The sequence below is a fragment of the Clostridium carboxidivorans P7 genome, assembly GCF_001038625.1.
In the GTDB taxonomy this organism is placed as follows: domain Bacteria; phylum Bacillota; class Clostridia; order Clostridiales; family Clostridiaceae; genus Clostridium_AM; species Clostridium_AM carboxidivorans.
Genome location: NZ_CP011803.1, coordinates 4,537,926 through 4,550,993, shown reverse-complemented (window position 1 = coordinate 4,550,993; position 13,068 = coordinate 4,537,926). Strand labels below are relative to the sequence as shown.

At 30.1% G+C, this 13,068-nt stretch carries 14 protein-coding genes; 8 read left to right on the top strand and 6 right to left on the bottom strand.

Going from position 1 to position 13,068, the window contains the following annotated elements; all coding sequences use genetic code 11:
- The first annotated feature begins 21 nt into the window (after window positions 1-21).
- Window positions 22-381 carry a hypothetical protein gene (locus tag Ccar_RS20360; protein WP_007059842.1) on the top strand — a complete coding sequence of 120 codons (360 nt, stop codon included), beginning with the start codon at window positions 22-24 and terminating at the stop codon, window positions 379-381.
- Between the two features lie 25 nt (window positions 382-406).
- Here the strand turns inward: Ccar_RS20360 and rlmH are convergent, their stop codons facing one another.
- From rlmH to Ccar_RS20335, 5 genes are all read right to left on the bottom strand, one after another.
- The gene (rlmH, locus tag Ccar_RS20355) at window positions 407-886 is read right to left on the bottom strand and encodes a 23S rRNA (pseudouridine(1915)-N(3))-methyltransferase RlmH (RefSeq protein WP_007059843.1); all 480 of its coding nucleotides are present in this window, start codon (window positions 884-886) and stop codon (window positions 407-409) included.
- 84 nt (window positions 887-970) lie between these two features.
- Window positions 971-1,474 (bottom strand): SEC-C metal-binding domain-containing protein, encoded by a 504-nt coding sequence (locus tag Ccar_RS20350; RefSeq protein ID WP_007059844.1) that lies wholly within the window; start codon window positions 1,472-1,474, stop codon window positions 971-973.
- A gap of 116 nt (window positions 1,475-1,590) precedes the next feature.
- On the bottom strand, window positions 1,591-2,145 hold the full coding sequence (locus Ccar_RS20345; protein WP_007059845.1) for a GerMN domain-containing protein: 555 nt from the start codon (window positions 2,143-2,145) through the stop codon (window positions 1,591-1,593).
- A gap of 16 nt (window positions 2,146-2,161) precedes the next feature.
- Window positions 2,162-2,947: an MBL fold metallo-hydrolase gene (locus tag Ccar_RS20340; protein ID WP_007059846.1), complete on the bottom strand. Its 786-nt coding sequence runs from the start codon at window positions 2,945-2,947 to the stop codon at window positions 2,162-2,164.
- Between the two features lie 26 nt (window positions 2,948-2,973).
- Window positions 2,974-4,236, bottom strand: a complete 1,263-nt coding sequence (locus tag Ccar_RS20335; RefSeq protein ID WP_007059847.1) for a UDP-N-acetylglucosamine 1-carboxyvinyltransferase — start codon at window positions 4,234-4,236, stop codon at window positions 2,974-2,976.
- A gap of 257 nt (window positions 4,237-4,493) precedes the next feature.
- Between Ccar_RS20335 and Ccar_RS20330 the strand changes: the two genes are divergently transcribed.
- The 7 genes from Ccar_RS20330 to Ccar_RS20300 all read left to right on the top strand — a co-directional run bounded on the left by Ccar_RS20330 (window position 4,494) and on the right by Ccar_RS20300 (window position 11,053).
- On the top strand, window positions 4,494-5,042 hold the full coding sequence (locus tag Ccar_RS20330; protein WP_007064811.1) for a 2'-5' RNA ligase family protein: 549 nt from the start codon (window positions 4,494-4,496) through the stop codon (window positions 5,040-5,042).
- A 159-nt stretch (window positions 5,043-5,201) separates the two neighbouring features.
- A complete protein-coding gene (gene rbsK / locus Ccar_RS20325) occupies window positions 5,202-6,134 on the top strand; it encodes a ribokinase (protein ID WP_007064812.1) in 933 nt (310 codons plus the stop codon).
- A gap of 3 nt (window positions 6,135-6,137) precedes the next feature.
- On the top strand, window positions 6,138-6,533 hold the full coding sequence (gene rbsD, locus Ccar_RS20320; RefSeq protein ID WP_007059851.1) for a D-ribose pyranase: 396 nt from the start codon (window positions 6,138-6,140) through the stop codon (window positions 6,531-6,533).
- A gap of 22 nt (window positions 6,534-6,555) precedes the next feature.
- On the top strand, window positions 6,556-8,055 hold the full coding sequence (locus Ccar_RS20315; RefSeq protein ID WP_007059852.1) for a sugar ABC transporter ATP-binding protein: 1,500 nt from the start codon (window positions 6,556-6,558) through the stop codon (window positions 8,053-8,055).
- 32 nt (window positions 8,056-8,087) lie between these two features.
- On the top strand, window positions 8,088-9,017 hold the full coding sequence (locus Ccar_RS20310; protein WP_007059853.1) for an ABC transporter permease subunit: 930 nt from the start codon (window positions 8,088-8,090) through the stop codon (window positions 9,015-9,017).
- A gap of 37 nt (window positions 9,018-9,054) precedes the next feature.
- Window positions 9,055-9,975: a ribose ABC transporter substrate-binding protein RbsB gene (gene rbsB / locus Ccar_RS20305; RefSeq protein ID WP_007059854.1), complete on the top strand. Its 921-nt coding sequence runs from the start codon at window positions 9,055-9,057 to the stop codon at window positions 9,973-9,975.
- 79 nt (window positions 9,976-10,054) lie between these two features.
- Complete coding sequence (locus Ccar_RS20300; RefSeq protein ID WP_007059855.1) at window positions 10,055-11,053, top strand: LacI family DNA-binding transcriptional regulator; 999 nt, start codon at window positions 10,055-10,057, stop codon at window positions 11,051-11,053.
- A gap of 37 nt (window positions 11,054-11,090) precedes the next feature.
- Here the strand turns inward: Ccar_RS20300 and Ccar_RS20295 are convergent, their stop codons facing one another.
- Window positions 11,091-12,989, bottom strand: coding sequence for a type I glutamate--ammonia ligase (locus tag Ccar_RS20295; protein WP_007059856.1), 1,899 nt, complete (start codon window positions 12,987-12,989; stop codon window positions 11,091-11,093).
- Window positions 12,990-13,068: the final 79 nt, after the last annotated feature.

Here is a 13,068-nt window from a genome sequence, read left to right as displayed (position 1 = left end):
GAATAATAGGGGGGATATATTATGGCAAAACGACCTGGATCATTGGTACTCACATTTTCTAAGAAAAACATGGATATAAGGAGGTTACTAGAAAATAAAAAGCTTAATAATGAAAGCTTTGTAGCAACTGATTATATTTGTGAGTCTATAAGATTTTATGAAAAATATAAGGATTCTATTGGGAACAATAATTTAGAATCTATAAAAAAGTTAATAGATGACAGACTGAAAAAGTTCATTCAAGCTAATAGTACTGTGACACTTGGATTAGCAGAAACTCAAAACGATGTAGAAAATAAGAAAACAATTATAAACGAAATAAAAACAAACATAAGTACTTTAGAAAGTGATTTAGATGATATACCTATTGAGGAGGATTAGAAGAATTCAAATAAAAAGTTAAATACTACTTATGGTATGGTTCACCACTAATGATTCTATACCCTCTGTATATTTGTTCTAATAAAATTACCCTCATGAGTTGATGAGGAAATGTCATTTTAGAAAAACAAAGCTTAAAATCAGCTCGTGATAATACTTGACTTGAAAGGCCAAGGGAACCACCAATTATAAAAGCTAAGTTACTATTTCCATTAATACCAGCATCTTTTATAAAAGACGCTAATTGTTCAGAGGAAAGCATGGAACCTTTTAGGTCTAAAGCAGTAACAAACATATTACTTTTTATGTGTTTTAGAATACTTAAGCCTTCTTTGTCTTTTATTTGAAGTTCTTCTTTTTCAGAAGCATTATCAGGTGTCTTTTCATCAGGAACTTCTATTATATCTAATTTACAATATCTGCTTAAACGTTTAGAGTATTCATTTATAGCTTCCTTTAAGTACTTTTCTTTAAGCTTACCAACGCATATTATGGATATATTCATTATAAAATCTCCTAATCATTATATATAGTATATTTTAACAAAGAAAAAAATCCTTACACTGAAGTGTAGGGATTTAATTTCAAACTAAGCATTTTTTCCACAGCAGTGTTTATATTTCTTTCCACTGCCACATGGACATGGGTCATTTCTTCCTACTTTGTTTTTGTTTACTACAGTTTTAGAGTTAGCCCAATCTTTATGTATTTCTTTTCTCTTTTCTTTAGAGAATATAGATTCCCATTGAGGAAGAGTGTAAAGATAATCAGCTTTAGCATCTAACATATTAAAATATAATTTTTCAAAATCTATTTTTACGTCAATGTTAGAATCCTCTTCTAGAGTATCAAGATCAAAAGACTCAACAAGGCTGTCATTAATTCCATCTAGAAAACCCATAAAAAATATTGTTGAAGTTTCAAATTTATCTGCCAAATCTTTAATGCTTCCGTTTATAGTATGATTATGTTCTGCCAAAACTTTTGTATAAATGCTTTGTTCAATAGAACCATATTCTTTCCAGAATGCAGCTTCTCCTCTAGTTTTAACAAAATCTACAACCATATCTGTCCAACTTTTATACAAACTCATAGTTTTATCTCCTTTTGAAAATATATTACTAACTTAAAAATGCATACTACTTCAAATATTATAATAAAAAACCTAATATTTTTCAATAATCTTTTTATACCACTTTTTATTATAATTTACTTTTTCTTAGTATTTGATATAGTATCTTTTCCAAGTGGGGATGTTAAGTTAAAATTATTTCCCCATATATTAGTATCCTTGTTGTCTATAAAAATTTTAACTTTTTGTATTGAAGGCAATTCAGTTAAAGAAAAAATGATGCTTTTTAAGCAAGTTTCTTCTTTATATGCATTCATAGATATATTTGCCTCTTTACTAAAATTTACATAAGCAGTATTGTCTTTAATGGAAAAACTTAAAAGCTTTGTATCTTTAGGTAAAACCGGGTTTAAATTACTTTTTACACCTGGACCTTTTATAATCTCATTAATAATGGTTTCGCCTAATAATTCATCTTTTTTTATAACGCGTTGTTCTTTAGATAAATCAGTAGAATTATTAGAAGATCCAAAATATATATTTAAATCCAAAGCATTTTCCTTTTCCTTTGATAGAGCAATTTGCTTTTCTTTATCACCAGAACTTATAGTGTCCTTGTTTTTACACCCTGTTAAGCCTACCATAGAAAATATAGTTATGGAACATATGACTATCGAAAGAGTTTTTTTCATATCCCTCACCTTTTTATTAAAATTCTATATAATTACTAGGCATATCCCTTTTAGCTACAGAAACAGTTAAATCTTTATCCAAATCAATTTTAGCTTCATTTAGTATATTTAATACTGTTTGATATGCAAGTTCAGGGTAATTATTTGTTTTACTTAAGTGTCCTAAAATAATTTTCTTAAATTTACTATTTACTATATTAACAATAGCTTTGCCACAATCATCATTAGATAAATGGCCTATATTGCTTAAAATTCGCTTCTTTAAATTATAAGGATAAGGACCGAATTTTAACATTTCAACATCATGATTACTTTCTAATAGAACTACATCTGCATCCTCTAAAGTTTTGCGAATTTCTGTAGAAAAAAATCCTAAATCAGTTGCTATACAAGCTTTTTTATCTTCACAACTCAGAGAATATCCAGAAGGAGCTGCTGCATCATGAGATATTTTATAACTAGTTATATCCATATCTTTGATGCTTATGCAATTGCTTTGTAATACTTTAATATTTTTATCTTTTATCTTACCAATGGTTTTCGACATAGAATCCCATGTAGGAGCATTTGTGTATATAGGTATATCATATTTTCTAGATAATACACCTACTCCCTTTGTATGATCTATATGTTCATGAGTAACAAATATGCCATCAATGTCAGTAGGATTTTCTCCAATACGCTCAAGTGCTTTTTCTATGCTTTTTCCTGGAAGTCCTGCATCTACTAAAACTTTAGCGTTATTAGAAGATACAAATATACTATTTCCACTACTGCCACTATACAAAGGACAGAAAATCATAATAATTCTCCTATCTTAAATTAATACTATTCTGAGCAACTAACTCTTTTTATATCTGCACCTAGAGCCTTGAATTTATCTTCAATATTTGGGTAACCTCTATCAATATGTTCAATACTTAAAACTTCGGTAACTCCATCAGCAATAAGACCAGCAATAACCATGGCAGCACCTGCCCTTAAATCAGTTGCTTTAACTACTGCTCCTGTAAGTTTATCAACACCATCTATTATGGCAGTTCTACCTTCTACTTTTATATTGGCACCCATTTTTTTTAGTTCATCAACATGCTTGAATCTACTTTCCCATATGCTTTCAGATATAATGCTTCTACCTTTAGCCACTGTTAATAGAGTACTCATAGGTTGTTGTACATCTGTTGGAAATCCTGGGTAAGGTTGAGTTTTTATGTTTACTCCCTTAAGCTTTCCGTTAGATTTTACAGTAATACAGTCACCATCTTCAATTATTTCAGTACCTGATTCTATGAGCTTTGCTGAAATAGATTCTAAATGTTTTGGTATAATATTTTCTAAGCGAACTTCACCACCACATGAAGCAGCAGCAATCATATAAGTTCCAGCTTCTATTTGATCAGGTATTACACTGTAGGAGCATCCTTGAAGTTCTTTTACACCTACAACTCTTATTACATCAGTACCTGCACCTTTTATATTAGCACCCATACTATTTAAAAAGTTTGCTACATCTACAATGTGAGGTTCTTTTGCTACATTTTCTAAAGTAGTTACACCTTCAGCAAGAGTTGCTGCAAGCATGACATTTATAGTAGCTCCTACGCTAACTACATCAAAGAAAATATTAGTTCCTATTAATCGATCAGCTTCTACTACAACACAGCCATGTGTTATATCTACTTTAGCACCTAAAGCTTCAAAACCCTTTATATGTTGATCAATAGGTCTAACTCCAATAGGACATCCTCCAGGAAGTTCTACTCTGGCTTTTTTAAATCTACCTAAAAGAGCACCTATAAGATAATAAGAAGCTCTCATTTTTCTTACGTCTTCAGTATTAGCATTTACATTATTTATAGTAGTGCTATCTATAACAACTGAATTTTTTCCTACTTCTATTTTACAACCTAAGCTTTCAATTATTCTTTCTAAACAGTGAACATCTTCAATGTTAGGTATATTATCTATATTACAAACATTTTTACTTGCTAGTATAGCAGCAGGAAGTATTGCCACAGCAGCGTTCTTAGCACCATTTATTTCTATAGAACCAAAAAGAGGTTTTCCTCCGTTAATTACCAATTTATCCATTCCCGATCCATCCTTATCATATTAATAAAATTTATATTAAATTAAAAATCTTAAATTCATATTACTACACAAAGTTTATTATAACATAATTCTATAATATTTTAACATTAATTTTAAAAATGTGAAGAGGATGTTTTATGTAATTTAATTGAAAAAGTTGAGAAAACATTATATTATTAAAAATATAGATTATATTTATATCAAAAAATCACATTTTATACTATTTTATTAAGATTAATTTGGGGGATTGAACAAATATGAAATATTACTTAGTGGCGCTATTCAACAAGGATTCTTATTCTTCTATTGAAGAAATACAAAAAAATATATGTAGAAAGTACAAATTATACAAGAATATGCCTGTTTTACATATAACATTAGAAGTTATAGGGGATCCGGATATTGAAAAGTTAAATAAAATAGTCGGAGATATATTAAAACCTTATAAAAAGTTTAAAGTAAAGATAAATGGAGCTATATGTTTTGACCCTCCATATAAGTCTGTTAATTTAAAAATAGAAAATAAGGGTTATATTATTAGAATTGCAAGACAGGTAAATGAAAGTTTAAAGCTGCATGGATTTGATGTTAGAGAAAATATAGATAACTGGGACTTACATGTAGCACTAGCTAATACCAATTTTGCATCAAGACAATGGAGTAGCAAGGAATATGTTACAGCGTGTGAAAGTACTAAAAACTTGAACTTCCAAAGGATGGGAATGATAGATAGAATAGAACTTTGGAAGCCTATAAATAATAAAAAAGATATGGTAATAAAAACTTTTCAATTAAGAGAATTTTAAAAACAAGAACCTTATATGAACTTTATTAGTCAATGTAAGGTTCTTATTTTTTTCGCATAAAAAGGTTTACAGAAAATTATTGACATATATAAAAAGATAATATAAAATGAGATTAACCGGTTAACTAAACCGGTTAACTAAAAAAGAGGTGATATTTAGATGCAAAATATTTGTATTTTAGGAAGCATAAATATGGATTTAGTTTTAAGAGTAGATAGGATGGTAAAATCAGGAGAAACTATTTTATCAAAGGGTTTTCAAAAAATACCAGGCGGCAAAGGAGCTAATCAAGCTGTAGCAGCAAAAAGGTTAGGTGCTAATGTATGTATGCTAGCTAGTGTAGGAAAAGATGAAAACGGTTTCTCGTTAGTGGAAGCTTTAAAAAAAGATAATATAGATGTAAGCAATATAAGTTATAGTGACATTAATCCTACAGGAATGGCTATTATAACTGTAGATGATCTTGGAAATAACTCTATCATAGTAGTTCCAGGAGCTAATATGGAGATAGATACAAAATATATTGAAGGATTAGAAAAGGTTATAAAAAATTCAAAAATATTAGTAGCTCAATTTGAAACACCAATAGAAGCTACTATACAAGCTTTTAGAATAGCAAAAGAAAATGGAGTGCTTACAGTTTTAAATCCTGCACCAGCGAAGGATATACCAGAAGAATTATTAAAGATTACAGATATTATAGCACCAAATGAAACTGAGGCATTTGAACTTACTAATATAGAAGTTAAAGATGAAGAAAGTATAAGAAAAGCTTCAAATAAATTCTTAGAAAAAGGTGTAAAGTTTGTAATAATAACTTTAGGAGAAAAAGGTGCTGCTATACTAGATAAGGATAGATTGAGCATTGTTCCTGCTTATAAGGTAAAGGCGATAGATACCACGGCTGCAGGAGATAGCTTTATAGGAGCACTTACAAGTAAGTTAGTAAATAGCGATGTAATTGATTTTAACTCTATTGAGAATTCTATAAAATTTGCAAACAAAGTTTCATCTATAGTAGTACAAAAATCAGGTGCACAGCCTTCACTTCCTTATTTAGAAGAAGTAAAGGAAATATACGGGGAGGAATAAGCAATGAAAAAGATTGGTATGTTAAATTCTAATATTTCAAGTATTATATCACAAATGGGTCATACAGAGACTCTAGCTATTGGAGATTGTGGATTACCTATTCCAAAGGAAACAGAAAGAATAGATATAGCACTTATAAAGGATGTACCTACTTTTATACAAACACTAAAAGTAGTATTACAAGAACTACAAATTGAAGAGGTTGAAATAGCTAAGGAAACAGTAGATGTTAGTCCTAAGTTATATGAAGAAATAAAAAATGAAATTGGAGATGTAAAAATAACGTTTATTACTCATGAAGAGCTTAAAGTTAAGCTAAAGGAGTGCAAGGCAGTTATAAGAACAGGAGAACAGACTCCTTATGCAAATATAATTTTAAAATCAGGGGTTATATTCTAATAAAGTATTAGGAGGATAAAGTATGGAAAGTAAAAAGCCTATTTTGGAAATGGTGGGTATATCTAAATCATTTCCAGGGGTAAAGGCATTACAAGATGTGCATATAAAAGCTTACGGTGGAAAAGTACTGGCCTTACTTGGAGAAAATGGAGCTGGAAAGTCCACATTAATGAAGATAGTAAGTGGTGTATATAAAAAAGATGAAGGAAAAATTATTGTAGATGGTGATGAAATAGAAATCCATGGAATAAAACATGCTGAAAGTTTAGGAATAACAATCATACATCAAGAACTTAGTGTTCTTCCTAATTTAACAGTAGCTCAAAATATATTTTTAGGTAATGAAAAATTTAGCAAAGGTACTAGAAAAATAAATAAAGTTTGGATGAAAGAAAGAAGTAAATATTTCTTAGATCAAATTGGATGCAACATAAATCCCAATACATTAGTCAAGGATATAAATCTTGGAGATATGCAAATGATTGAAATTGCAAAGGCATTAACTAAGAATTCTAGTGTTATTATTATGGATGAACCTACTACAGCACTAACAGATGTGGAAACTCAAAAGTTGTTTCAAGTAATTAGGAAACTAAAAGAAAAGGGAATAGCAATTATATATATATCTCATAGAATGGATGAAATATTCCAAATTTGTGATTCCATAACTGTTTTAAGAGATGGTAAGTATATAGGTTCTGTTGAAACTAAAGATGTAACTAAAGACGATTTAATTACCATGATGGTAGGAAGAAAACTTGAAGAACAGTTTCCTTATAAAGAAGTAGAAAAAGAAAATGTTTTACTTAAAGTTGAAAACCTATCCATGAAGGATAAAGTAAAGAATGTAAGCTTTGAGATTAGATCAGGAGAAATATTAGGTGTTTCAGGTCTTATGGGAGCAGGAAGAACTGAACTTGCCAAAACTATATTTGGAGATTATAAGAAGGATTCTGGAGAAATATACGTAGATGGCGAAAAAGTAAACATTAATTCACCTAAAGATGCTATTAAATATGGTATATGTTACTTATCAGAGGATAGAAAACAAGAAGGTCTTATTTTAAATATGTCTGTAGCTCAGAATATCACACTTCCTAATCTGATTAGTTATGAAAACAAAATGAAGAGAATAGATAAAAAGTCAGAAAAAAAGGAAGTAGAAGAGTATATTAAAAGGCTATCTATAAAGACACCTAATCAGGAACAATTAGTTAAAAACCTTAGTGGAGGAAATCAACAAAAAGTAATTTTAGCTAAATGGCTAATGCGTTCACCTAAAGTACTAATAGTTGATGAACCTACAAAGGGTATAGATGTAGGTGCAAAAAAAGAAATTTATGAAGTATTAAACAAGCTAAAAAGTATGGGAAAAGCTGTTATAATGATTTCTTCTGATATGGCAGAAATATTAGGAGTTAGTGATAGAGTAATGGTAATGCATGAAGGAAAAGTAACAGGAGAATTAAAGAGAGAGGAAGCAACTCAGGAAAGCATAATGAAGTATGCTATTGGAGTTTAAAGTATCAATTAGATACAGGAGGAGAGGGAAAAATGGAAAAAGATATTAAAAGTTTGCTGTTTAAATACAAGTCTTTAATAGGATTATTAATATTATGTATAGTTATATCGCTTGTAACACCTAGATTTTTAACTGTTCCAAACATATTAAATGTATTTACTCAGGTTTCAGTTAATGCAATTATTGCCGTAGGTATGTGTTTTGTAATACTAACAGGTGGAATAGATTTATCAGTTGGATCTACTCTTGCAATAGCAGGTGCAATTGCCGCATCTTTAGCGCAAAAAAATGTCAATATAGTTTTAATTTTAATTTTAACTGTAATAATTGGAGGATTAATTGGATTAGTTAATGGAATAATAGTTGCAAAGGGAAAAATTCAAGCTTTTATAGTAACATTAGCTACTATGACGGTGTTTAGAGGAGTAACTTATGTCTATACTAATGGAACTCCAATATCTGGACTTGGAACTAACTTTACTTTCATTGGAAATGGAACCATAATTGGAATACCTTTACCGGTTATTATAATAGCCATTGTAGCTTTAATAGCTTGGTATGTATTAACTCAAACTAGATATGGTAGATATGTATATGCTGTTGGAGGAAACGAAGATTCATCAAGATTATCAGGTATAAATACAGATAAAATTAAAGCTTTAGTTTATGTTTTATCTGGAGCAGCAGCAGCATTAAGTGCTATTGTAGTAACCAGCAGAATTGGTTCTGCATCACCTAATGCAGGAAGTGGTTTTGAATTAGATGCTATCGCAGCAGTTGTACTTGGAGGAACTAGTCTTTCAGGTGGAGAAGGTTCTCTTACTGGAACAATAATAGGTGCAATGATAATAGGAGTATTGAATAATGGTTTGAACTTAATGAATGTATCTCCTTTTTATCAATCAATAGTAAAAGGACTTGTTATATTGTTAGCAGTTATGCTTGATAAGAAAAATAAATAAAAAATTTATTTATATAAAATAAGGGAGGAATATTATTATGAAAAGAACACGTTTAAAAATGATGTCACTTATGTTAACAGGTGCACTTGCAATTGCAGGGCTTACAGGATGTGGTAACAGCAATCAACAACAATCATCTAACCAAGGTGGTAAAAAGAAAATAGGAATGGTAATATCAACTTTAAACAACCCATTCTTTGTTACAATGAAAGATGGAGCAACTAAAAAGGCAAAAGAATTAGGTTATGATTTAGTAGTTGTTGATTCACAAAATGATGCAACAAAAGAAAGATCAAATGTAGATGATCTTGTACAACAAGGTGTTTCAGCATTAATTATAAATGCTACAGACAGTGATGCTGTTGGAAATTCAATTAAAGTAGCAAATGATAAGAAAATACCAGTTATAACTGTAGATAGGCAAGCAAATAGTGGAACAGTTGTTACTCATATAGCTTCAGACAATGTTAAGGGTGGAAAAATGGCAGCAGAGTTTATACTACAACAATTGGGAGGAAAAGCAAATATAGTTGAACTTCAAGGACAACCAGGAGCATCAGCTACAAGAGATAGAGGTAAAGGATTCCATGAAGGTGTTGATGGTAAAGCTAATGTTAAGGTAGTTGCAAGTCAGTCAGCAGATTTTGATAGACAAAAGGGATTAAATGTAATGCAAAACATAATGCAATCTACACCACAGTTTGATGCTGTTTTTGCTCATAATGATGAAATGGCATTAGGTGCAGTTAAAGCATTACAAGGCAAAAAGATTATAATAGTAGGTTTTGATGGTACTGATGATGCTAAAAAGGCAGTTGCAAATGGTGAAATGACAGCTACAGTTGCTCAACAACCAGATTTAATGGGAAGTTTAGCTATTGAGAATGCTGTAAAAGTTATAAAGGGTGAAAGCGTTCCAAAACAAATACCTGTAGATTTAAAACTTATAAAAAAATAATAAATTAAAATTGAAAATCCAGGATGTAAATCCTGGATTTTATTAAATAAAATACAAATTAGTTTTACAAGGGGTAATTATGAAAAAGGTAACAATGATGGACATTGCTAAAGTGGCAGGAGTATCTAAGGCAACTGTTTCTATGGTTTTGAATAAAAGAGATGGAAATATAAGTGAAGAAACTAAAAGCAGAATATTAACCTTAGCTAAAGAGATGAACTATATTCCCAACCATTTAGCGAGAAGTTTAAGTACTAAAAAAACAGATACTATAGGAATAGTTTTACCGGATATAACAAATCCCTTCTTTGCATCTATTGCAAGAGCTATTGAAGATAGAGCAAGTTATTTGGGCTATAATGTTATTTTTTGCAATACAGACAATGAAATTAATAAAGAACAAAAGTATATAAAGGTTCTCATAAGCAAATTAGTTGATGGAGTTATTTTTATAGCTGGAGGAGAAAGCAGTGTTAGTATAGAAATGTTAAAAAACAACAATGTACCTTTTGTGCTTGTAGATAGATATATAGATAGTTATAAAGAAGCTTATGGAGTATATTGCTTAAATAAGAATGGAGTTATTCAAGGAATAGATTATTTATATAATAAGGGAAAAAGAAATATAGCGTTTGTAAAAGGACCTGATACATTAGAAATTTCAAATCAGAGATTGGAAGGCTATAAAAATGCTATGAATAAATATGGCATATATAATGAAAATATTATTTTTAAAGGAGCTTTTAACATAGAAGGTGGAATGAAATCTACAAAACTGATGTTGGAAAGTAATGAGAAAATAGATGCTGTATTTTATAGTAATGACATAATGGCTTTAGGTGGAATAAAGGTATTGAAAAGAAGAGGTATTAGTATACCTCGGGATATAAGTATCATTGGTTTTGATAATATACATATATCACAGGTAATTGAGCCAGAATTAACTACGATAGCTCAGCCTATTTATGAAATGGGAAGAGAGTCTTGCAATTTGCTAATAGATATAATAAATAGTAAAGTTATACCAAATAAACAAATTTATTTTGAAACACATTTAATAATAAGAGGTACAACTTAATAAAACCCTACATAAATTTATGTAGGGTTTTACTTTTTTAGATATCTAATAAATTTTTCTTATAATTAGAATATAATTCTCTTAATTCTTTTATCTTTTCATCAAGTTCTATTTGAAGATTTGAAACTTCATCATATTTCTTTATATCAGTAGCAACTTTTATTCTTGTAAATAAGCTTTGCTTTGAGTATGAATCTTTCATTAAGTAATGTCTTAATTCATTTATCTTCATCCAATTAGCTACATCAAGGTCTAAAGCTTTGTCTATAGAATGAAGAGGCTTACAAGCTCTTATTTCATCTGAGTAATTTGCTATGATTCTGTTGTTTATTTCAATAATCCATCTTTTAGTAGTACCAAGTACAAAGCTGTTTATAAGTTTTTCGGTTAAAACATCACCTTGCATAAGGACTGCTTTTTTATCTGCATATTTGTCAAACGCAGTAAGGTTTTCATAAACAGTAGCAGGAGCTTTACCAAAGAATTTTTCTCTTTCTTCATCAGAGAAGTCTTCAAATACATCTTCTTCACTTCTATAAGATCTTCCTAATTCTAGATAATCAGCATTATCTTCTGGTTTCTTTGAAAGTTCAGCTAAAAGCTCATCTTCAGTTTTTTCACCAGTTACTGCATACTTGATACCATCTAACATAGTCATGTAAAGTGCAGTTACAGCTAAGTAAGTGTTTGTATGTGGGTTTGGAGCTCTAAGCTCAAATCTTGTTGCTAATGAGTTTTGTAAGTCTCTTATAACGCCTACAAGTACTGTTCTGTTTCTAGAAGGAACTTCTACAGAATTACCTATGGAAGTTACGATACAAATCGGAGCTTCAAATCCAGGTTTTAATCTTCTTAAAGAGTCATTAGTAGAAGATACAAATGGATTTACTACTTCATAATTTTTAAGTATTCCCATTATAGAAGCATATCCAAAAATGCTTAAGAAATGTTTCTTTGGTGATGAGAATAAGTTAATTCTCTTTCCATTTTTAAGTTTTAAAGCTATTCCAATATGAGTATGTTCACCACTACCTGCAACACCATCTATAGGTTTAGCAAGGAATGTAACATCCAATCCATTTTTTCTGAAAGTTTCTTTAACTAAGCTCTTAACTAAAAGTTCATTATCAGCAGCCTGTACCGCAGTAGAATATTTCCAATCTATTTCAAGTTGTTCCATTATGTGAGTAAGTTTTCCTGATTCATCTATTTTTGCTTTTACTCCACCAACTTCTTTATGGCCCATTTCAGGTTCTAAACCATATGCATCCATAATAAGTAAAGATTCTTCAAGACATGTTCTTACAACACCTTTTGTTCTAGTCCAATATTGCTCTTGCAATACTTGAGAAGTAGAAAGTTCTTCAACTTCAGCTTTATCGTTAGGAGTTTTAACCCAAAATTCTAATTCTGTAGCACAAGTAGCAACTACATCTTCTATGTCATCATATTTTATGTCAAAAGCTGCTAGTGAACTTGGATGTGCTTTAAATAAGTCTAAAAGAGTTGATTTGAAGTGTTCTATAGCATGTTTCAAAATGTGTCTGGAGTCTACAGCAACATTTTCATGATATAAGAAACAAGGAATTCTTAAAGTTCCGATAGGTTTTCCAGTTTCACCATCTATATGCTCATAGTTGTATTCTACGTACCAGTTTACATCGACATCAGCTAGCATATCAACTTTAGCATTATTTAAGCTTGCTATTCCAGGGAGAACAACAGATGAACCATCAGTTTGAATTGCTCCCTTTAAGAATGTGTCTATATCGTCTAAGAAGACCTTCATAGGGATTTTTTCGTCAGTATCATTTCCTGATAAGTCTATGCCTATAAGAGACACAAATTTTATTTCAGAATGAGAAGTCAAGATTGCCTTTAATTCTTTTTCTGAATGATTTTCTTTTGAAATGGTGTAGATTAAATCTTTTATCATATAATTTCCTCCTAAAAAATAAAAAAAGAGTTTTTTTTTACTCTTTTACTTTGCGATTTAAGAAAATGATATTAATAAT